At 57.1% G+C, this 21,651-nt stretch carries 17 protein-coding genes; 10 read left to right on the forward strand and 7 right to left on the reverse strand.

Annotated features, from left to right (window positions below):
• Nucleotides 1-446 precede the first annotated feature (446 nt).
• The 6 genes from B6V76_RS00430 to B6V76_RS00455 form a co-directional block, all read right to left on the reverse strand.
• Entirely contained in the window at nt 447-1,073 is a 627-nt protein-coding gene (locus B6V76_RS00430; protein ID WP_166504506.1) for a helix-turn-helix transcriptional regulator, read from the reverse strand.
• 120 nt (nt 1,074-1,193) lie between these two features.
• Entirely contained in the window at nt 1,194-1,337 is a 144-nt protein-coding gene (locus B6V76_RS00435; RefSeq protein ID WP_166504502.1) for a hypothetical protein, read from the reverse strand.
• Between the two features lie 223 nt (nt 1,338-1,560).
• Nucleotides 1,561-1,926: a hypothetical protein gene (locus B6V76_RS00440; protein ID WP_141104859.1), complete on the reverse strand. Its 366-nt coding sequence runs from the start codon at nt 1,924-1,926 to the stop codon at nt 1,561-1,563.
• Nucleotides 1,901-2,251, reverse strand: coding sequence for a hypothetical protein (locus B6V76_RS00445; RefSeq protein ID WP_088726386.1), 351 nt, complete (start codon nt 2,249-2,251; stop codon nt 1,901-1,903). Before B6V76_RS00445 ends, B6V76_RS00440 begins: the two co-directional genes overlap by 26 nt.
• A 304-nt stretch (nt 2,252-2,555) precedes the next feature.
• Nucleotides 2,556-2,969, reverse strand: a complete 414-nt coding sequence (locus B6V76_RS00450; protein WP_088726387.1) for a hypothetical protein — start codon at nt 2,967-2,969, stop codon at nt 2,556-2,558.
• Between the two features lie 570 nt (nt 2,970-3,539).
• Nucleotides 3,540-4,538: a tyrosine-type recombinase/integrase gene (locus tag B6V76_RS00455; RefSeq protein ID WP_088726388.1), complete on the reverse strand. Its 999-nt coding sequence runs from the start codon at nt 4,536-4,538 to the stop codon at nt 3,540-3,542.
• Nucleotides 4,539-5,202: 664 nt separating this feature from the next.
• Between B6V76_RS00455 and B6V76_RS00460 the strand changes: the two genes are divergently transcribed.
• Genes B6V76_RS00460 through B6V76_RS00475 form a run of 4 tightly spaced genes read left to right on the forward strand, consistent with a single transcriptional unit; the run spans nt 5,203 to nt 14,134 of the window.
• Nucleotides 5,203-8,463 carry an SNF2-related protein gene (locus B6V76_RS00460; protein ID WP_088726877.1) on the forward strand — a complete coding sequence of 1,087 codons (3,261 nt, stop codon included), beginning with the start codon at nt 5,203-5,205 and terminating at the stop codon, nt 8,461-8,463.
• The gene (locus B6V76_RS00465; RefSeq protein ID WP_088726389.1) at nt 8,460-9,131 is read left to right on the forward strand and encodes a DUF4391 domain-containing protein; all 672 of its coding nucleotides are present in this window, start codon (nt 8,460-8,462) and stop codon (nt 9,129-9,131) included. The genes B6V76_RS00460 and B6V76_RS00465 overlap by 4 nt, the downstream gene beginning before the upstream one ends.
• A gap of 19 nt (nt 9,132-9,150) precedes the next feature.
• Nucleotides 9,151-11,046 (forward strand): site-specific DNA-methyltransferase, encoded by a 1,896-nt coding sequence (locus B6V76_RS00470; protein ID WP_206184169.1) that lies wholly within the window; start codon nt 9,151-9,153, stop codon nt 11,044-11,046.
• 1 nt (nt 11,047) lies between these two features.
• The gene (locus B6V76_RS00475) at nt 11,048-14,134 is read left to right on the forward strand and encodes a DEAD/DEAH box helicase family protein (protein ID WP_088726390.1); all 3,087 of its coding nucleotides are present in this window, start codon (nt 11,048-11,050) and stop codon (nt 14,132-14,134) included.
• A gap of 560 nt (nt 14,135-14,694) precedes the next feature.
• Here B6V76_RS00475 and B6V76_RS00480 read toward each other — a convergent pair.
• Nucleotides 14,695-15,693, reverse strand: a complete 999-nt coding sequence (locus tag B6V76_RS00480; RefSeq protein ID WP_166504507.1) for a GntR family transcriptional regulator — start codon at nt 15,691-15,693, stop codon at nt 14,695-14,697.
• A gap of 297 nt (nt 15,694-15,990) precedes the next feature.
• Between B6V76_RS00480 and B6V76_RS00485 the strand changes: the two genes are divergently transcribed.
• From B6V76_RS00485 to B6V76_RS00510, 6 genes are read left to right on the forward strand one after another with little or no spacing between them, the layout of a single operon-like run.
• Nucleotides 15,991-17,061: an ABC transporter ATP-binding protein gene (locus B6V76_RS00485; RefSeq protein ID WP_240497777.1), complete on the forward strand. Its 1,071-nt coding sequence runs from the start codon at nt 15,991-15,993 to the stop codon at nt 17,059-17,061.
• Nucleotides 17,061-17,993 (forward strand): ABC transporter permease, encoded by a 933-nt coding sequence (locus B6V76_RS00490; RefSeq protein WP_176536030.1) that lies wholly within the window; start codon nt 17,061-17,063, stop codon nt 17,991-17,993. The genes B6V76_RS00485 and B6V76_RS00490 overlap by 1 nt, the downstream gene beginning before the upstream one ends.
• 2 nt (nt 17,994-17,995) lie before the next feature.
• On the forward strand, nt 17,996-18,841 hold the full coding sequence (locus B6V76_RS00495) for an ABC transporter permease (RefSeq protein ID WP_075777462.1): 846 nt from the start codon (nt 17,996-17,998) through the stop codon (nt 18,839-18,841).
• Nucleotides 18,838-19,566 (forward strand): SDR family NAD(P)-dependent oxidoreductase, encoded by a 729-nt coding sequence (locus B6V76_RS00500; protein WP_088726392.1) that lies wholly within the window; start codon nt 18,838-18,840, stop codon nt 19,564-19,566. The genes B6V76_RS00495 and B6V76_RS00500 overlap by 4 nt, the downstream gene beginning before the upstream one ends.
• Nucleotides 19,567-19,574: 8 nt before the next feature.
• Nucleotides 19,575-20,327 carry an SDR family NAD(P)-dependent oxidoreductase gene (locus tag B6V76_RS00505; RefSeq protein ID WP_088726393.1) on the forward strand — a complete coding sequence of 251 codons (753 nt, stop codon included), beginning with the start codon at nt 19,575-19,577 and terminating at the stop codon, nt 20,325-20,327.
• A 32-nt stretch (nt 20,328-20,359) separates the two neighbouring features.
• Nucleotides 20,360-21,577 carry an extracellular solute-binding protein gene (locus tag B6V76_RS00510; protein WP_075777465.1) on the forward strand — a complete coding sequence of 406 codons (1,218 nt, stop codon included), beginning with the start codon at nt 20,360-20,362 and terminating at the stop codon, nt 21,575-21,577.
• The last annotated feature ends 74 nt before the right edge of the window (nt 21,578-21,651 follow it).

Genomic DNA, 21,651 nt, shown 5'->3' on the forward strand with positions numbered 1-21,651 from the left:
AGACTCGCTGAGCGGATTAAGCTCTCGGCATTGATTGCTGTATGCTTTCGAGACTGCACGCACTCTCGCCGTTTGATGGCACACATATCAGGACACAGAAGCAAAGAGGGGAGGGGGGAGCCGGCGCTTAGTTGCCGCGTGTGCCCGGTCATGTCAAATCGAAGAAAATGGCCTGCGGGGCGTCGAGGGCATGTGCCCCCGAGGTCCCGCAGGCTCCCACCCCATACCCCTTGGAGAGGAGGAAGTGCGCGACCTGTTAGATACGCGCCTTGCCCCTCCCGTTCGGTCCTTCGAGATCGCAGCGGCGCAGGAGCGTAACGGCCCGCCGCGCGGCGTTGCCTTTCAGCAGCGGCCCCTGACGCGTTCAACCCTCCGGGTGGACGCCATAAGTAGCCAATTCGGCGATCAGTGGTGTTCCGGATGGCTACTCGCGCCTCGTAGGAATCTCAAGCGGAATCGGCTCCGCTCACTTCGTCGGTCAGGGTTTGAAGCCCGTCGACCTTGTAACCATGCTTGAGCAAAGCGAGCGTTGTCAGGAGGCCGAGACGCTCAATTCCGAAAAAACTGTCCTGCCATTGTTGTGCAATACTCTCAGGTAGGCTGATGATCCAAGAGAGAAGCTCTTCCTGGTTTAGAAGAAACGCGTTTCCGGTTTCCGGCAGGTGCCAAGGCATATCCCTGCTGCGAAGATCGATCGCGCCGCTCTTTTCGCGCTTCTTCGGCATCGCGCCTGAGGCTCTTTCGAGGACAAGCGCAAAGCGCCCGCGTGAAACTTCCTGAACGGAAACGCGTATCGCTCGGTCTATTGAGCGTGGCTCTCGATCCTGTGTATTGTCATAGGCTTCTCGTAATAAGAGGCGGCCGTCCACCTTGAGGAACTGCGACACAGAGGTGCCCGAGTCGGGTGTATTGGTCCGCCGATATAGCTGGAAGGGTGGTCGCTCCATCCTTTCCCCAAAACGCTGGAGCAGGGGAGTAACCTGGTGCAGCCTGGCGCGGCGTTCATTCCTTTTCCACCTGCTAATCGTCGATTGGTCGACGCGGCATAGCTTCGCGATCTCGTCTTGAGTCATTCCCGACTTCATTGCGATGTTCACGAGCTTCTGTGTCTGCTCGTACTCTGGGCCCTTTGATGACATTCTGCTCTTCTTTCTACTATCGTTGGTGGGGTGCAGTGCACCCCACCAACGTTCTCATGCCTTTTTGGGATTGGATGGGCGCTGGTTTGGGTTCAATTGCTTGCCCCGATTGCCCTCATTCTTGGCATGGGTCTGGTTCTGTCCAGGCGTGCCTTTGTTTGCGTTCTTCATGTTGGCGGCGTGGTTCGGTTTTTTCATCGTGTGCTCCATCGGCATATGGTTGAAGATGGACACTTAATCGCTTGGCCTGGTCACTGATTGAACCCGCACGATCGTCATAATTACGCATACTTCTGCATACTGTGAATGTATTGCGATTTCGCGCATATCTGTGAAAAATCCTTTAGGCCTTGGGCCAAGGAACGAAGGTCGTAAAAAAGGGCGGCTATTGCCGCCCTTTTGCGAGGTTCATCTGATTTCTCTATGCCGATCGCCAGATGCGCAGCGCATTTTCGACGCGCGCATAGGCCTGAATGGCGTCGTGTTTCGAATGCGTGTCTCGGCTGGATTGATGGACGTAGATGTCCGCAGCCCAACTTTCGAAAACGTAGCCGAGCGCGAGAAATGCTTCGTGCGCCGCTTCAATCAGCCCTGGTGGAGGACTGGATAGGAGCATAACGGCGATGCCCGCGAGATCTCGGTCGATTTGCGTGAAGTGCCGTTCAGCCGAGACGTGGATACGAGCAACGCCGTACGTTTCAATGAGCCAGAGCGTTACGTCGCGTATATCCCGCTCCAGTGTGTCACAGGTCGCCTCGGCCTCAGCTCCCATGGCGAAACTGGGCAATTATCTCACTGACGCGTGCGCCATGCCAGCGCGTCATGTCGCTGGCGGGCAGTCCTCTTTCTCGAGTGATCCGTTCGAGCGAAGAAGGTGCCTGATCCGCAAGAGCTCGGTGGATGCCCTGTAGCGCCCTTTCGACAGCATCAGGATCAGCGACCGGCTGTCCGAATGCGCTGTGCAGGTCGCAAAGAGATTCGAACCCGCTCTTATCTTCGAGTGCGTCGAGCAGGTCGCAGAGACTCGCGCCGTGACGACGAAGGTGTTGCTCTGCGGTGTATGCGGCCCCGTGACGGGCCTCTGTAGTTTCGAGGTTGGTGATGTTGACCATGATCTTCTTCCTTTATGCGTAGCAGCAACGGTGGTGGGTGCCTATTCTTCGGCTTCACTGCGGGTGCATCAGGGGAAGTTGTTCAAACCGAATTGGTCCTTTCGTCTGTTTCGCGCCGGATTTCTTGCTCGTGGAAGGAATGGCGATCGTTCATTGGGGCGACGAGAAAGAAATTTTCAGGACGCTCCATCTTGGGTCTCGAGCCGTGCCGACAAAGCTGTAGTAAGCTTTCGGAGTGGATCTTTTGCTCATTCCTCGGCATATGGCGCCGGCCATGCAGCCTGCATATGGCCGGCGCACCGTGTCAGGCTGCGTCCTCTGCAGGGAGGGCGAGCGCGACTGCCTCGTGGTCTTCATCGAGCTCCCCAATTTCGACCAATAGCTCGAACAGCTGGTCGGTGAGGAGGCAAAGCTCTTCTACTTCAGGGCTTTCGGGGTCGAGAAGGACGCAATACGAAAAATCGGGCTCGCATGCGTCGATAAAGGGATCCAACGACAGGAGACGATGAAGATCTACGAGCTTACGCCGAGTCGTCCGGTCGAGACGCGATGCTTCGCGCAGGCTGGACATAATGCGTAGAACGCGAGCAGTTCCAGCATCGCCGTCGATAAGCTTCGCCGCGTTGCACAGGGCGGTGCCGTGCTCGGCGAAATGGGCGCGAACGGCGCTAAGTTGCGGTTCAGTGGACAGGGTCCGGTTGGGGAGCGTGCGCAGCATGGTGGTTCTCCTTTTGTTGCGCGACTGCCAGTCGTGGCAGCTTTCAAGCCTGTCCGGTCACTCGTGTCTGGATGCCTTTCTTGGTCTGGCCCTGAGCTGAAGGGCTGCTTTTCGTCTCTCAGTATGAAGATTGGCCAACAGGTCGCGGGACGAAGAAAAAAGTTTTCCTAATCGCCGCGACGAGGAGCAGCTCTGGCGCGGCCCTGTGGCGAGCTGGTAAAGACGCGTCACGCCCTGAAACCCGTGCGCGACCGGCCGAGGCCTTCACAAGGAAAAAAATTGTCAGCCGTCCGGCGCATCTTGAGGGTGATTTTGATAGCTGCATTGATGAGATGGTTCGCATTGGTCCTGGGGGAAAGGGTGAAGCCCAGGCGAAAAGGTCGTCCATCTCGCTCGTCGTTACCGGTGAGGTCGGGGAGCCGCTCCAGACGCAGACCGCGCACTCTGCTCAGAAAGCGATCCCCAGGCATGCTGCCCGCGACAACCCGGGCGGCCAAGGCGGGGAGCAATTATGTGCTTCGCTTCATGAAGAATTTGAGCCTAACGCGGTTGTAGAGGACAAAACGAAGATCAGTCCGGTTCTTCCGGGCGAAACCGAACCGATACCAGCTCTCCGAAACGAACAGGCTCACTTTCCTCGGGCCGAAAGTCCCAACCATAGGCAAGAAGCTGGTTCGCCAGGTCTTTTGGCGCGATCTTCCTGTAACGATTTGCGGTGTCTGAGCGCCCCCACCCACCATAATCGAGCAAAGCGGCCCAGTCCTTGGTTTGAGCGTAAAACCAGGTCGCCCAAGTATGGCGAAGCGTGTAGGGGACGACGTCTGTGCCTAAACCGGCCGCATCGCGCACCTTCCCGAAGGCGACCGCCATCTGCGCTCCCCGGTTTGCATGAAGTTTGTAGGGGTAGCCATTCGGAGCAGGGAAGGCCGGTCCGCTGGCCGGTATCTCGCCGACAAGCTCAAACGCGCGCTGCGGCAAGAAGACAAAGCGCGGTCTAAACGTCGTCTTAGTGCCCGGCAGCCACCACTCCCGTGTGGCGGGGTTCCAACCTTTTCCATCGAGCGCCATCGTCTCTCCGGGCCCCGCACCGGTGCCGAGCATGAAGGCGATCTTGCGCAGGGTCTCGCGTCGGGGATCACGCAGACCGATCGCGTGAGGGTCGCTGGCAACCTGGAGCATCCTTTCCGCCTCTTCCGGGCTTAGCCATCGAACTCTCCGCGTATCGGTGGACTTCTGTCGACGCTTCCCGGCGGCGAAATTCTGTATCGAACGAATAGGGACACGAACCTGACGTCGGATCGTATCGGGTCGCGCTTCGGGGTATAGAGCCGCTGCAGCTTCCATGATGCGAACTTCGTCGATGTCCTCGATGAAAGTGTCGTGGCCAAAAAAGCGCTTTAGCTTAGGCAGAAACCGGGCTTCCCCGCCGCCTGCTTCGTATAGCTCGGCTGCTTTGACGAAGGATGTCTTCCTCGGCCTTTTTTCCGCCTGTAGCTCGTTCTGCCAAGCCGATTGATAGATTTTCTCTGCCAGCTTATCGGCGATCTTGCGTTGGGACTTGTCGCGCACCGGGAGTCTTCGGCGGATGCGACGTGACCCGACGCGAAAGTCGATGGCCCAGCTTGCGTGTTTTTCGTGCCAGACTGGTGTCCACGGATTTGCCAAGCGTTCGTGCCCTCCATATCGTCCTTAGCGACCCTGGGCGTCGTGGTGACATGCCCAGCATTCTCGGTTCTGCTAAGAAGAGCTTGGCTACTTCGCTCGGGCACGAAGAAGAAAGTTGGGAGCGGGAATTCCAAATCACATTGAGCCCCTCGGAAGAGGTCGTCGTATCGATGGAACGATTGGTCGAACTTTCCCGGATTAACCCAGGCGGGTTTGAGGCCGACCTCGCTGTTCGTCGGCATATGCCGGCTTGGAGTGCGGCAGTCCGAGTGCCGAAGCTGGACTCATACTCAGACCCAGGAGCCTGACGGCCAGTTTCTGGAAACATCAAATGCTTGCAGGGAGAGCGCCGCCTTCTCTTGCGATATTTCAGCTTCCCGATCTCGAGTAGCAGATGGCAAAGTTCGACGGCGAGCAGGCAGGCTCCTTCGACTTCACGGCTGTCAGGGTTCAGAAGATGCGCCCTGCGACGCTGTTTAGAGCACCGCCCCCATAGAGACGTTGCGCTCGCCTGCATACACTATAGGCTATGAGCAACTGAAAAGACTTGGAAAACATGAGGTGTAGCGTGCGGATCGTGGATAACGTCACGACTTTGCTTGGCGACGATCTAAAATCGTCGCTCCAAGATGCCGATCGTCTATCGGTCGCCGCCGCTTACTTTTCAATTTATGCATACGAAGCTCTACGAGACCAACTCGAGGAAATTGAAGAATTTCGTTTCATCTTTACATCTCCTACGTTTGTCCCAAATGGCGCCGTGGACAAGATCAGAAAAGAGCGTCGCCAGTTTTTTATTCCGAGTGAGGTAAGGGAAGGGGCAGTGTCCGGTGGCGAGTTTGAAATAAAGCTCCGAAATAAAATGACACAGCGGGCGGTTGCTCGAGAATGTGCGAACTGGATTCGAAGGAAGGCCCAGTTCCGGTCTAACGCCACAAGTGCGCCAATGCAGCAGTTTGCCCATGTTGAAAAGGAGGCGAGCGACACAGCTTACACGCCTCTTTCCGGCTTCACCGCAGTGGATCTCGGTTACCAGACTGGGGATGCTCTTTCGAGCCTTTCGCAAGCTATCGATGAGCCCCAGTTCACAAAGACTTACCTCAGCCTATTTGATCAATTGTGGGCCGATGGCGATAAGCTAAGTGATGTGACTGCGCAAGTTTTAGACCATATCGAGTCAGTCTACCAGGAGAATAGTCCCGAAAGAATTTACTTTGTAATCCTCTACAACTTGTTTTCGGACTTTCTGTCGGAGGTGGACGAGGATGTCTTGCCAAATGACAAGACAGGGTATCAGGATAGCTTAGTTTGGAAAAAGCTCTTCAACTACCAGAAAGATGCCGCGATAGGCATCATTAACAAACTGGAAACCTATAATGGTTGCATTCTCGCTGACAGCGTTGGGCTTGGCAAAACGTTCACCGCTCTGGCGGTGGTGAAATATTACGAGCTTCGGAACCGAGATGTCCTGGTTCTGTGCCCTAAAAAGCTTGCGGACAATTGGCGGAACTATAACGCAAACCTCACTACAAACATATTTGCGAAGGACCGTTTCCGATACGACGTCCTCTGCCATACTGACTTATCGCGAACATCTGGTGAGTCTTTTGGCATGCGGCTCGACCGGATAAACTGGGGAAACTACGACCTTGTCGTGATCGATGAATCTCACAACTTTCGAAATAATGATGTCTACAAGGATCGTGAGACCCGATACCAGCGCTTGATGAACAAGGTGATCCGATCCGGGGTCAAGACTAAGGTCCTGATGTTGTCCGCCACGCCGGTCAACAACCGCTTTACCGACCTGCGCAACCAACTCGCTTTGGCCTACGAAGGGCAGTCGGACGACTTGAGCAAAAACCTTCGCACGAAGACAAGCGTCGAGGAAATCTTTCGCCGAGCCCAGACGGCATTCAATGCTTGGTCAGAGTTGCCCCCCGAGCAGCGGACAGCCGCCACCATCTTGCGAAAGTTAGACTTTGACTTCTTTGAGCTTCTGGATGCCGTAACGATTGCCCGATCTCGTAAACACATCGAGACCTTTTACGATACTGCAGATATCGGAAAGTTTCCGGCTCGCCTGCCGCCCTTGTCGCACCATCTCCCGATCACGACCCGCGAAGATATCATTGGCTTTAATGAAATTTATGGCCAACTGACGGATCTGAAAATGGCAGTGTACGCGCCTGTCAACTATATCTATCCGAGCCGGGTCAGGAAATACGAAGAGCTCTACGATACCAGGACTGAAGGTGGAAAGGGCACACTCAGACAAGCTGACCGTGAACGAAGCTTGCAAGCCCTCATGACAACCAATCTACTAAAGAGGCTTGAAAGCTCGGTTCATGCCTTTCGCATGACACTCGGATCCCTTTCGAACAACATCGAGAGCACCTTGAAGGCCATCGCTTGCTTTGAGGCTTCGGGTGGCTCCGAATCCATTGTAGATCTCGAAATCGACGACGATCTCGCCGAAGAGGATGATGATCTCTCAGGTCTTTCAGTCGGCAAAACGGTGAAGATCGCACTCGCCGACATGGACGTCAAAGCCTGGAAGCAAGAGCTTTCAGCTGACCAGGCCATAATCGATGGTTTGATCGCCGAAATGAACCGGGTCAAGCCGGAGGACGACGCGAAGCTGCAGCATTTGGTCAACGAGATCTCTGGAAAGATGGCCGAGCCGATCAACCCCGGGAACCGCAAGATCATAGTATTCACGGCTTTCGCCGATACGGCGAAGTATCTGTACGCTCAGCTGGCGCCCCATTTTGAAGAGTCGGCAGGCGTTCATACTGGGATCGTCACCGGGACAGGTAATCCCAAAACAACCCTCGGAAAACCATTCGACTTTCAGTCCGTTCTAACGCTGTTCTCACCGATCGCCAAAGAGAAGGACAAGATCCTCCCGGACGAGCCAGTTGAACTGGACATCCTGATCGCAACCGACTGCATTTCCGAAGGTCAAAACCTTCAGGATTGCGACTACCTGGTCAATTACGACATCCACTGGAACCCGGTTCGCATCGTTCAACGGTTCGGACGGATCGACCGCATCGGCTCCCCGAACGCATCGATCCAGCTGTCGAACTACTGGCCAGACATTTCGCTGGACGAGTATATCAACCTGAAGGAACGCGTTGAAAACCGGATGCACATTGTCGATGTGACGGGCACCGGGGAAGACAACGTACTGACGGCCAAGAGCTCTGAGACAGCATACCGCAAGGAGCAGCTTCAGCGCCTCCAGAACGAAGTAATCGAGCTGGAAGACGTGAAGACCGGGATCTCGATCACGGATCTCGGGCTCAATGATTTCCGGATGGACCTACTCAACTACATCAAAGAGAACGGCGACCTCGCAACAGTGCCGAACGGGTTGCATGCCGTGGTACCTTCCGACGCTAACCGCGGGCTCGTTCCCGGGGTCATCTTCGCCCTGCGCAACATCCACGACACGGTGAACGTCAACCAGCAGAACCGGCTCCACCCATATTATCTGGTCTATATCTCGGAAGATGGGGAGGTTGTGGTCGACCAGACCCAGGTGAAACGTCTGCTCGACCTCGTACGCACCAGCTGTAAATCACACCCCGTTCCTGTGAAGGACCTGTGCGAAGCCTTCAACGCCGAGACCAGGGATGGCCGGAGTATGGAGAAGTACTCCGCGCTCCTAAGCGACGCCATTCGCTCGATGATCGAGGTGAAGGAAGAGCGTGACATCGACAGCCTGTTCGCAGGTGGCCACACTTCGGCCCTGACGCACACCATCGCGGGCATCGATGACTTCGAGCTGATTGCCTTCATCGTCGTGAGAGACCGGCTTTGACTGCTCTATTCCGATATCCCGACCAGGCTCAGCTGAAGCGCGTGGTGCCGAAGTCCCGCATCTACGACGTCGTGGGCGCGAGCACGTCGCTGAAAGACCGCTTCGTCAAAGAGCTGGACCAGATCATCTGGGCCTACAAGCTGGCACCTGAGACGATCCGTTTGCCTGCAACCAAGCAGGTGCCGGAGATCCAGGTGATCCGCCTGACGCTCAAGACCACAGAGCTGCATCAAGACGTCCTCCGTGCGATAGATCGTGCGATCCCGTTCCCGCTGATCTTCGAACTCCGTCGGGATGGTCAGACACAGGTCGCCGCGGCTCGCAAACGCCCTTCGGAGGCAGACAGCACCAAGTGGGTGCTGGTTGGGGACTATCTGCGCAGCGCGTGGTTGCCGGAAGAGACGGAGCGCACGGCCCTGCCGGTGTCGCTGAACCTCGGCGGACTCTACGATCAGCTGCTGACAGCCCTGATGCCGATTGCTCCGGTCGCGGAAGAAGACATCGACGCGAGGCTGGAACGGCTCGAGGCGATCAAGGCCAAGGAGCGCGAGATCAGCCAGTTGAAATCCAGGCTGAAGCGCGAGACGCAATTTAACATCAAAATGACCTTGCACGGCCAGCTGCAAGAGGCGCAGAAGGCCTTTGACCATTTGAAAAAGCCCGAGTGAAAAGGGCGGAGGAACGAGCATGAGCGACGAGATCGAAAAGCTGAAAATGCACAGCCCTGATCTGATGCAAGACAACATCGCGAAGATTCAGGCGCTGTTCCCCGGGTGTGTGACCGAGGCGCGGGACGAAGATGGCAAGCTGGCGTTGAAGGTGGATTTCGATCAGCTGCGGCAGGAGCTGTCGGATAGCATCGTTGAGGGGCCGCAGGAGCGTTATCACCTGAACTGGCCCGGCAAACGCGAGGCGCTGATCACTGCAAACGCGCCGATTGCCAAGACGTTGCGGCCCAACCGTGAAGAGAGTGTGGGTTTCGACACCACGCAAAACTTGTTCATCGAGGGTGATAACCTCGAAGCCTTGAAGATCTTGCAGGAGACGTATCTTGGCAAAGTAAAGATGATCTATATCGACCCTCCATATAATACGGGAAATGATTTTGTTTATGACGATGATTTTGAGGAGAATATCAGTGATTATTTCGAACGATCGAACCAGCGCGACAGCTCAGGAACCAAGCTTGTAGCAAACACTCAATCCAACGGCCGGTTCCACTCTGATTGGCTTAGCATGATGTATGCGCGGCTAAAGCTCTCGAAAAATCTGCTCTCGGATGACGGCGTTATTTTTATTAGTATTGATGATGGGGAGCTGGCGAACCTAAGGTCTATCGCTGACGAGATATTTGGGAATGAAAAGTTCATAGCTTGCTTCGTGTGGAAAAGCCGCCAAAACAAAGACAACAGAAACGTTACGAATGCTTCGATCGATCATGAGTATGTTCTTTGTTACGGCGAAAAGATCCGTGGTGAGGCACGAAAAACGGAGCAGTATACTAACCCTGACAATGACCCGCGCGGCCCGTGGGCGAGCGCTAATATGGTTGGAATAGCAACAGCCGACAGACGACCAAACCTTCACTACGATTTGGTCAACCCGGAGACGGGGATAAATTATGGCTGTCCAATCATGGGATGGCGATATGACAAAAATACGATGAGTAAGCTGATATCGGAGGATAGAATTCTCTGGCCGGCAAGTGAGGATGGCAGGCCTCGACGAAAGTCCTTTTTGGATGACTTGAAATCTGATGTAACTGGGTTCCCGTCGATAATCGGAAAGGAAATCTATACGAGGGATGGAACCTCTGACATTGAGGCGCTCTTCGCGCGCAGGGTGTTCGATTTTCCCAAGCCAGTTCGGCTAATGCAGTACTTAGTGGAGCAAGGTGCGCCTGAGGGCGGCATCGTACTCGATTTCTTTTCAGGATCATCAACAACGGCCCACGCTGTCATGGCGCAAAACGCACGGGATGGGGCAAACCGCCAGATGATTAGCGTCCAAATTCAGGAGGCTCTTAGTCAAGACAATCCAAACCAAAAGACAGCTGCAGACTTTTGTAAGGAAAATGGATTCCCCGAAATGATCAGCGAGCTGTCCAAGGAGCGAATTCGCCGCGCCGGCCGTCGAATTGTTGAGTCTCAAGAGCTGGCTTCAAATTGGAACAAAGACGTAGGCTTTCGCGTCCTGAAAATCGATAGCTCCAACATGGCCGACGTCTTCTACACGCCGGACGCTACCTCACAGAAGGATCTCCTCGCCAGCGTCGACAACATCAAGCCCGACCGCACGCCCGAAGACTTGCTTTTCCAGGTGCTGGTCGATTGGGGCGTCGACCTGACCCTGCCGATCAGCAGTGAGACCATTGATGGCAAGGCCGTCTTCAGCGTCGCGGGCACCGCCCTCATGGCCTGTTTCGATGACGGCGTCGACGAAGCACTGGTCAAGAAACTCGCCGAGCGCGAGCCGATGCGCGTGGTGTTCAAGGACACCGGCTTCAAGGATGACGCGACCAAGATCAACGTGCGCCAGATCTTCAAATCCCTCTCGCCCGACACCGAAGTGAAGGCGATCTGAGATGAAGATCAAGTTCAAGTCCCAGCCTTATCAGCTCGACGCCGTGAACGCGGTGGTCGATTGCTTCAAGGGTCAGCCGCGCCAGGACAACCTGAAATACACCATCGACCCCGGCAACACCCGCCAGATCCGGTCGATCGAGGACGGCTTCGGCAATGCCGACATCAAGCTGTCCGACGACGTGCTGTTGGAGAACGTCGTGGCGGTGCAGCGTGGCGCTATGCTGCCTCAATCCCAGTCCCTGACGCACTACGTCGATGCAAGTGGCAGGGCCAAGCCGGCCACCTACAAGCCGGGCGCCAAGCTGAACCTCGATGTCGAGATGGAGACCGGGACCGGCAAGACCTATGTCTACATCCGCACGATGTTCGAGCTGCACAAGCGCTACGGCTGGTCCAAGTTCATCATCATGGTGCCCAGCGTGGCGATCCGAGAGGGGGTCGCCAAGTCCCTGCAGATGACGGCGGAACACTTCCAGCAGGAGTTCGGCAAGAAAATCCGGGCGTTCACATACAACTCCAAGCGCCTGCATGAGCTGGAAAGTTTCTCGTCCGACGCCGGGATCAATGTGATGGTCATCAACGTGCAGGCGTTCAACGCCACTGGCGCGGACAACCGGCGAATCTATGACGAGCTGGACGATTTCCAGTCGCGTCGTCCGATCGACGTGATCGCCAAGAACCGCCCGATCGTGATCATCGACGAGCCGCAAAAGATGGAGGGGCCAGCGACACAGAAAGCCCTGCCCAAATTCAGCCCGCTCTTCATCCTGCGCTACTCCGCCACGCACAAAACGGTGCACAATAAGGTTCATCGGCTGGATGCCGTGGACGCCTTCAACCAGAAGCTGGTTAAGAAGATCGAGGTCCGCGGGATCGAGACGAAGGGTCTGACCGGCACGAACGCATACCTTTATCTCGAAGGTATCGACATCTCGAGGTCGGCTCCCGTGGCGCGGGTCGAACTGGAGGTGAAGACCGGTAGCGGCATCAAGCGGGTCCTACGCAAGCTTGAGAAGGGACGCGACCTGTTCGGCGTTTCAAAAGGGCTCGAGCAATACCGCGGCTTCGTTGTCGCTGATATCGATGCCAGGGACGATACGCTCCACTTCACCAACGGCGATGTTCTGTCGGCCGGGCAAGCCTCCAACGACGTGACAGAGGATGATAAGCGCAGAATTCAGATCCGGGAAACCATTGCAGCTCACTTGCGGCGCGAACAGACGCTCTTCGCAAGGGGCGTGAAGGTTCTATCCCTCTTCTTCATCGACGAAGTCGTCAAGTATCGCGACTATGAGCGGGAGGACGAAAAGGGCGAATACGCGCGCATCTTTGAAGAGGAATATGCGAACGCCAGGGATGAGATCCTCGACGAACTGCCTTTGGAGAACGATGATTACCGGAAATATCTGGCGGACATTGACCACGCCAAGACACATCGCGGCTACTTCTCCATCGACAAGAAGGGGCGCATGACGGACCCCAAGGCCGCTGCAAGGGGCGAGCTGCAGGGGCAGTCGACGGAACCCAGCGACTACGACCTGATCCTGAAAGACAAGGAGCGCCTGCTGTCGTTCGACGAACCGACGCGCTTCATCTTCTCTCACTCCGCCTTGCGCGAGGGCTGGGACAACCCGAACGTCTTCGTCATGTGCATGCTAAAGCACAACGAGAGCCAGAACACGATTTCCCGCCGCCAGGAGGTCGGGCGCGGCCTCCGCATTTCGGTCAACAAGGTTGGCGAACGCATGGACTTGCCCGCGACCGTTCATGACATCAATGTGCTAACGGTGGTCGCGAGCGAGAGCTACAAGGGCTTTGTGTCAGGTCTCCAACAGGAGATCGTCGAGAACCTGTCGGAGCGCCCGAGAGCTGCGAATGCCGAGTATTTCGAAGGGAAATTGCTCAAGTCAGAAGACTCGGACCTGAAGGTCGACAAGGCGTTGGCAGGAAAGCTCGAATTTTACCTGATCGCAAACGGTTATGTCGACGAAGACCGAGCAATCACCGCGAAGTACCATGAAGCTCGGAAATCCGAGACACTGGCGCAGTTGCCGGAGGCGTTTGCAGGCCACGAGGAGGAGGCCTTCAAGCTCGTGGACACAGTGTTCAACGGGCGGAAGGTATCCGACATGTTCAATGATGGTCGTGCGCCGAAAAAGAACCCACTTAACGCTAACTTTCATAAGCAAGAGTTTCAGGAGCTCTGGAAGCGCATCAACCGAAAAGCGGTATATCAAGTTGAGTTCGAAACCGAAAAACTAATCCAAAGCTGTGTCACGAGCCTGAATAAGAATCTCAAGAACATACCTGCGCTTCAATATCTGGTCACCGAAGGCACTTTGAACGAAGGAGTGACCGACGAGGATCTCCGCAGCGGTCAGGCATTCGCGCAAGGAAGGGTCAGATCTCAAGCGGGACGAAGCGCTCATTCCCGGGTAAGTTATGACCTGATCGGGAGTATCTCCGAGGGCACGAACCTGACGAGAAAGACGATCGGAGCCGTCCTATACGGTATCGAGCCAGCAATTTTCGACCAGTTCAATCGGAACCCTGAACAGTTCATCGCCGAAACCGTGCATCGGATCAATCAACAGAAGGCGGGCGCTATCGTCGAGCAGCTGACGTATAGCGCGATTGAAGATGAGTATGACTCCACGATCTTCACAGCAGGTGAGACCGGGAACGACTTCAAGAAGGCAACTGACAAGCTGAACCACCATGTCTACGACTACGCGATCGTCGACTCTGATGTGGAGCGACGTTTCGTCAAGGACCTGGATACGAGCAGTGAGGTCGTGGTCTACTCCAAACTGCCAAGAGGTTTCCTTATTCCCACTCCGGTTGGTGACTACAATCCGGATTGGGCGATCGCCTTCAAGAAGGACGAGGTAAAGCACTTGTATTTTGTCGCGGAAACCAAGTCCGAACATCCCTCGATGAAAATGCGCGAACTCGAGCAGACTAAGATTGCGTGCGCCAGAAAGTTCTTTGCGGAGATCGGGGAGAGGATAAGGAATGACCAGGTGAAGTACGATGTCGCCACGAGCTACTCGGACCTCATGAACTTGGTCAAGGAAGCCTCATGAGCCCAGGGTTACTCCGCTTTAATGCACGCTTTTGCATGCTGCCCGTCTGACAAGAGAGTGAGATTGCCAGCACGGCCACAGCCAGCTAACGCCAAGCGCTCTTATCCAGCCTTGGGCCGCACGCAGCCGGCGCTGGTCTATTGGCAGCGACATGATATCAACCAACCAGATCAGCCGGTGAAAAGAGAAGCTTAAATTACGCCAGATCGTGTCCAAGAGACGGGGAGTAGCTCAGCTTCACTTAAAGCGGCGCCACTGAGAGCCCAGCAGTTTGGGGAGGAGCGCCGTATCCTCGCTCCTGCATCCTCGGTTGCTGAGGGGCGACATTGCGCACACCGACGCATCCGGTCGGGCATCCCGACAACATCGGGTCAGCTGTTCCGGATATCCGGTCGCTGCGAGATGTCGCCAATGAGCGTGCTTTCTTGGTGTCGCCTCTGTTTTATGCGGTCAAGCTTTTCGAGGCTTGCGATAGGGGAGCCGCGCGCGGCGCAGTGCGCGCCCTACGACTTTAGCGCGGCATCGCGCATGGCGGTGCCCTGTCGCGCGGGCGCAGTCCCTTAGGTCGGAACAAGATAGGGTGCGAAATCTTCAGGCGGGTTTATCACCGAGACGATCTTGAGCTGCGCAATGGTTCGGCGCAGAGCGTTTTCCAGATGCGTCGAAAGCATGCTGGCCGCCGCGGTGGTGGTCCCCGCGCGCAGTAGGTCGATTACCATGCACAACTCCATCAGCGATTGCCGGTCCGGCGGCAGACCGATAGAGAACAGCACGCTGCGCAGCGCCCAAAGGCCGCTGCGGTTTCTGTTAACGTAATGCGCCAGGTCGCGGTTCGGGGTGGACAGGATTGCCAGCTGGAAGAACCGATGATCCAGGTCGAACCACGTCCGCGGTTTGACCGGGTCGTCCTGCGGCAGTGTCCTGATCTCGTCCGCCAATTGCGCCAGCGCTTCGGCGTCCACCTCAGAGGATTGAAGAGCGGCGACCTCCAGGATCATGCAGAGTTCAAACTTGTTCTTGATCCGCTGGGCCGTCAGCGGCTCCACCACCCAGCGGGAACTTGCGCTTTTCTCGACCAAACCGCGTTCCTGGAGGCGGGAAAGGACATCTCGCACCACCGTTCGGCTCACATCGAACTCCTGTGCGAGAAGGGCCTCCACCACGCGGTAGCGGCCGAACACAAGACAGCGCGAAAGCTCCTTTTCCACGACGTCCTGAATGCGTTGCCAGTTCGGCTGGCCGACGGATTGGTCAAGTAATTCGAGGTCCAATTCGACAGTGCGCAAATCGAGTCGGCGGGGCGTTTCGTCCGACCCTGCGACAAGGTATCCACGGCCCGAGAAGCGCCTAATTAGTCCCTCCTCCGCCAAAAGCGCCAGGGAGCGCTTTACAGTTGCGCGCGACATCGACAGCCGTTCAGCCAATGCGCTTTCCTGAAGCACGACGCCGGGCGCGAGTTTGCCGTGGGAGATATTCGCGCGGATCAGGTCGGCGGCCGCTTCGAAAAGTGTTGACGGGTGCGGCTCGGACGCGCGCACGAGGGTCGCCTTCCGGGTCATCGAATCGTTCTCCCACTGCCGCTTCATAGAGTTCAGGGCGCCAGCATAGCGCGTTTTTCACCAGTCAAGGTTTGAATGTTGTATGCAAACGACGCTGCGATCAAGTGCCTCCCGTGTCTTTTGTGCCTGAAAAAAGCGGGGGTCATGCGTGTGTTGCCATTCGATTAAGCACCTTATGGCATGTTTCATCAGTTAATGCGCAAGATAAATGCATGCTGCATACACAAATCAAATTTTTCTTGCATGGGTGAAAAAATGGTGTTTGCATGCAAAAAGCGATTAACGCAGGAGGGGCAGTTGCTTGAGCTAAATGGCGTCACCAGGCTTTACGGGGATGTAGTGGCCCTGGACGGCCTTGATCTGAGCGTTCCGGACGACACCTATCTGTCGCTGCTGGGCGCGTCGGGAGCGGGCAAGACCACGTTGTTGCGCCTCATCGCTGGATTCGAGGAGCCCAATCGCGGTGAGTTGCTGCTCAATGGTGAGCGGCTCGACGGCAAGCCACCGCACCTTCGCGACATTGGGTTCGTTTTCCAAAACTTCGCACTGTTTTCCCATCTTTCCGTGGCGGAGAACGTCGCCTTCGGCTTGCGCTACCGCGAGGTCGGCCGGCTCGAGAACGAGGCCGAGATTCGGGAAAGAACCCAGCATGCGCTGGAGCTGGTCGGGCTCGAGGATTTTGGCCATCGCGGCGTCGGTGAAATTTCGGGTGGCCAGCGTCAGCGCGTCGCCTTAGCCCGCACACTTGTGACAGAGCCGCAGATCGTACTGCTCGACGAGCCGCTCGGCGCGCTGGATGCCAATCTCCGAGCGCGCATGTGCGATGAACTGCGAGCCATCCGGGAGCGGCTGAAGGTCAGTTTTCTTCACGTCACCGGTTCCGAGACCGAAGCGTTGACCATGGGGGACACGGTTGCAGTTCTGGCCGAGGGCCGGATCGCACAGGTCGATAATTCCCGCTCGCTTTTCACGCAGCCGAAAAATCCGGCCTCGGCACGCCACCTCAATGCTTGGAACCTACTGTCGGGCGTGGTGGAAAACGGCGCCCTGCGCACCTCGGTCGGGCTACTGCCGATCGGCGAGAAGGTGGCCGACGACACGCCGGTTCAACTGGCCGTCCGGTTCGACGATATAGGTGTTTGCGCGCCGTCAGACGTTCCGCCGGGACATGATCACTTCGAAGCGACCTATGTGACCGGTGAGTTCAACGGTCCCACGGCGCTTTCGTTCTTCCGCACACCCGACGGGGAGCTGATCCAGGTGGTGGACCACCTGAGCGATCCGCGCCTGCCGCAGCTCGAGGAGGGCAAGACCTACGCGCTGTTCTTCTCGCCGGACTCTGCGGTGCTGTTCAAGGGAGCCGCTTGATGAAAACGACCAGCAAAGAAACGCTTCGCACGCCAGTCTCCGGCACTGATGCGTCAGCCGTCAGCCCCGCCGTCATGCGAGAGACCAAGGATCGGCGCCGGGCCTTCCTGCTTTTGACCCCCGGCGTGCTTTGGATGCTGCTTTTCATGCTGCTGCCGCTGGGGATGGTGATCTACGTGTCCTTCTGGACGCAGACCACCTTCGCCGTGAAGCCCGAGCTGACCACCGCAAGCTGGGAACGTTTCCTGAGTTCTTCCACCTATCTGACAGCAATCGGCACTACGCTCAGGGTCTGGGTCATCGTGCTTCTCGCGACGCTGATCGTGGGCTACCCGGTCGCGCTTTTCATCGGTCTCTTCGTCAAGAACAGGACGCTTCAGACAGCCCTTCTGGTGGCTTGCGTGATCCCCTTCTGGACATCGTTTCTGATCCGCGTGATCGCGTGGCGCCCTATGCTCGGCACAGAAGGGGCGATCAACATCATTCTGATGAAGCTCGGCATCATATCCGAGCCTTTGAGCTTCCTGCTCTTCTCGGAGTTCTCGGTCATCGTGGGCATGACGCAGATCTACTGCGTGTTCATGGTCGGTCCGATCACGTTCATGATAGCCCGCATAGACGAGTCGGTGATTGAGGCCGCGCGCGATCTTGGCGCGTCATTCGGGACGATCTTCCGGCGCATCGTTCTGCCCCTGTCCCTTCCAGGCGTGATCGTGGGCACGATCTTCGTTTCGGTCATGGTCTTGGGTGAGTTCGCTACCGCAGCATCCCTGTCGGGTCGGAAGGTCAATCTTCTGGGCAACATCATCGTCAGCCAAGTCGGATCGCTCAAATGGGCCTTCGCCGCCGTCGCAGGCGTGGTGCTGACAATCATCATTACTGCGGTCATTGCGCTCGCCTTGCGCGTCGTTGACCTCCGGAAGGAGATGTAATCGTGGAAGTCCGTCTGCTCCGCCCCGTGCTGGTGCTCTACACCGCTCTGTTCCTGCTGTTCCTTTACGGGCCGATGATCATCCTTGCCATTCTTAGTTTCCAGGGAGAGGGCGGGGGCCCCCAGTTCCCGATCCAAGAGTGGTCGATCTACTGGTACAAGCATCTTCTCGGCCTGGCCGAAACCTCACGTGTGTCGCAACTTCCGGTGGGCGCGAGCCTGGTGCGGTCGCTGGTGCTGGCTTTCATGACTACGGTCGTGTCGGTCACTTTGGGTACGATGAGCGCAGAAGCCTTCCGCACCCGTTTCAAGGGGGCCGGGCCGATCTTCTACCTTATCATCTTGGGCATGATGGTCCCGGGTGTTTTGGTTGGGCTTGGAGTGGCGCTACTGTCGAACTTCCTGGACATCGGCAGAGCTTGGTGGAGCACCTCTTTCGTGCTGCATGTTGTCTATACCTTTCCCTTCGCATTCCTCGTGATGCTCGCCATCTTCAACCGCTTCGACCGATCGGTCGAGGAAGCTTCGCTCTCGCTCGGCGTCAGCCCGGCGCAGACTTTCCGGCGCGTGACATTCCCGCTGATCTTTCCTGGGGTGCTCTCGGCCATGCTGTTTAGCTTCACGCTAAGCTATGACGAGTTTTCTCGCACGCTGTTTACCGCCGGTGCCGATCTGACGCTGCCGCTTTCGATCTATGGCACCTTCTCCGTCGAGATTTACCCCAATGTGTTCGCGTTCGGCGTGCTAACTACGCTGTTCAGTTTCACTCTGCTGGTGATCTACGGTCTGCTGATGAAACGCTTTACTGCGCGTTCGAAAAGCCGCTTTGCCGGCCAGGAGGAAGCATGATTGCCTTGGTGACAGGCGCCGGCTCCGGCATCGGCGCGGCGATTGCTGAACGGCTGGCGCGCGACGGCTACCGCGTCGCCGTTAACGACCTTCACCTTGAGGCCGCCGAAAAGGTAACCGCCGGAATCCTGGCCGCAGGCGGCCAAGCGAATGCCTTTGCAGCCGATGTCAGCGACGAGGCCGCGGTCGATGCGATGATGCACCGCGTGAGGAAGGAAATGGGAGCGCCGGGCATCGTAGTGAACAATGCGGGGTTCGGGCATCAGGCGCCGTTCGTCGATATTCGGCCAGCTGAGTTCGACCGCATGTTCGCGGTGCATGTCCGCGGAACCTATCTGGTGACCCGTGCCGCCCTGCCTGCAATGCTCAAGGCTGGCGAGGGGATCATCGTCAACGTGGCGTCCCAGCTCGGCCAGATCGGCGGTGTGGAGCTGGCCCATTATTCGGGCGCTAAGGCCGCGATCATCGGAATGACGAAATCTCTGGCGCGCGAAGTGTCGGCGCGGGGGGTGCGGGTTAATGCTATCGCGCCTGGTCCAATTAATACGCCACTTGTCGAGGGGCTGTCGGAAGACTGGAAAAGCGCCAAGCGGGCCGAGCTCCCACTGGGACGGTTCGGCGAACCCGCAGAGATCGGTGGCGTGGTGTCCTTTCTTTGTTCGGATGATGCCGCACTATTCGTGGGTCAGACGCTGGGGCCGAATTCTGGGGACGTGATGCTGTGAGGGACGATATGGACAGAAGAGTTGTAATTTTGACGGGCGCTGGGATCGGGATCGGCCGAGCCTCCGCCAAGAAATTTGCCGCGCAGGGCGATCACGTCGTCGTCACCGACGTGCTGACCGACGAGGGCGCGGCTACCGCCGCGGAAATCGTCAACGCTGGCGGTAGCGCCGAATTCATGCCGCTTGACGTGCGCGATACCGCGGCCGCGGATGCTCTCGTGGCGGATGTTGCCGAGCGCCATGGTCGCATCGACGTGATCGTGGCGAATGCGGGGATCGCCCACCGCGTCCCAATCGCCGAGATGACTGACGAGAAGTGGGATATGACCTTCGACATTGATCTGAAGGGCATGTTGCGGGTCATCCGCCCTTCATTGCCGGTAATGAAGGAGGGAGGCGCCATCATCTGTCTCAGCTCCATTATGGGCGTGGCGTATGGCTGGGACGAGCATGTCCACTACTCCTCCGCGAAGGCCGGGGTCGTAGGGCTTGTGCGGGGCCTGGCAGTGGAGATCGCCAAGCGTGGTATCCGGGTGAACGGCGTTGCGCCTGGCTATACGCGCACCGCTCAGCTTCTGAGCGAAAAGAACAGTCTCGGGCCGAACGCGGATGAGATCGCGTCGCCCTACATTCCGATGGGCAGATTGGGCGAACCAGAAGAAATCGCGAGCGTCATCGGTTTTCTTGCATCTTCCGAAGCCTCCTACCTGACAGGGCAGGTGATTGCGGTTGATGGCGGCTTATTGCCAGGCCGCTACTGAATACTAACCAACTAAATCAGGGAGTTTTAATCATGACGTCAACGAACCGTCGGACCTTCATGAAAGGCACCGCCGCGCTCGGCGCGGCAGCGCTGGGGTCGGGTATGCACCCATGGACCCGCTGGGCTCAGGCACAGGATTTGTCTAATCAGGCACTTCGAACGACCGGCCTTTCGACCACGGTGCAGGATCGCATCCTCGAGAAATTCCAGAAAGCAAGCGGCGTCGGCTCGGTCTCCGGCACACCGGCGACCTTCCCGGATTCGCAGACCAAGATTCTTTCGGGCGCGTCGGACTTCGACACCTGGGAAATCATCGCCGAGCGTCTGCCCGCGCTGATCGCTACCGACAATGTCGAGACCATTCCAGTTTCGGCGGTTCCGAACTGGGCCAACATCCGCGACACCTTCACTAAGGTGAACCCCAAATGGGAACGGCGGTCCCAGATCGTCGGGCAGATTTGGGCGGATGATGCGCAGACCGAACTTTACATGGTTCCAGCGGTCTACAACTACGACTCCATCGGCTATAACCCCGATGTTCTGACGGACGAGGAAGCCAATACTTGGACCGCTATCTTCGACGACAAGTGGCGGGGTAAATCGGGCCTCAACGTCGACCCGCTGATCGCATTTGGGCAAGCCATCCTTGCTATGAATTCCTTGGGCATGCTGGAGGTTGAAAACCCGGGCAATCCCAGCGTCTCGGACATCGACGAAGCGACCAAATTTTTGATCTCAAAGAAGAAAGGCGGTCAATTCCGTGCGCTTTGGGGTGATTTCGGTGAGCTGGTGAACCTCATGGCCTCGGGCGAGATGGTTGTGTGTGACGCTTGGCAGCCCGCAGTCATGGCCGTCAAGGCGCAGGGCAAGCCCGCGAAATATGCGCGTCCGAAAGAGGGCTATCGCGCCTGGGCTATCGGTCCGTCGATGCTCAAGGGCACGCCGAACCGCGAAGCGGTGATCGCCTATGCGAATTTCTGGCTGTCGGGTGAACCAGGCATCACCGTGACTGAGCAGGGCTACTATTCGCCTTCGACCAACATCAAAAAGGTGATGGATCCGAAGAAATACGCCTTCTGGTACGAGGGACAGCCGTGGGAAGGTGAACCGGAGCGCGGCATCAACCCTGGCGACCTGCGTGATGGCGGATCGCTTGAGGAGCGTGCTGCGAACGTCGCCTACTGGCATCAGTGGCCCGATGAGTATGACCACCTGATCCAGCGCTGGGACGAGTTCCTTAACGCCTGATCCAAGGCCCGGGCGTGCAGCGGATCCGCTGTGCGCCCGGCGCACTATGAACCAATTCCCGAGGCAAGGTGGAA

It is taken from the genome of Thioclava sp. IC9 (genome assembly GCF_002213225.1).
GTDB lineage: Bacteria > Pseudomonadota > Alphaproteobacteria > Rhodobacterales > Rhodobacteraceae > Thioclava > Thioclava nitratireducens.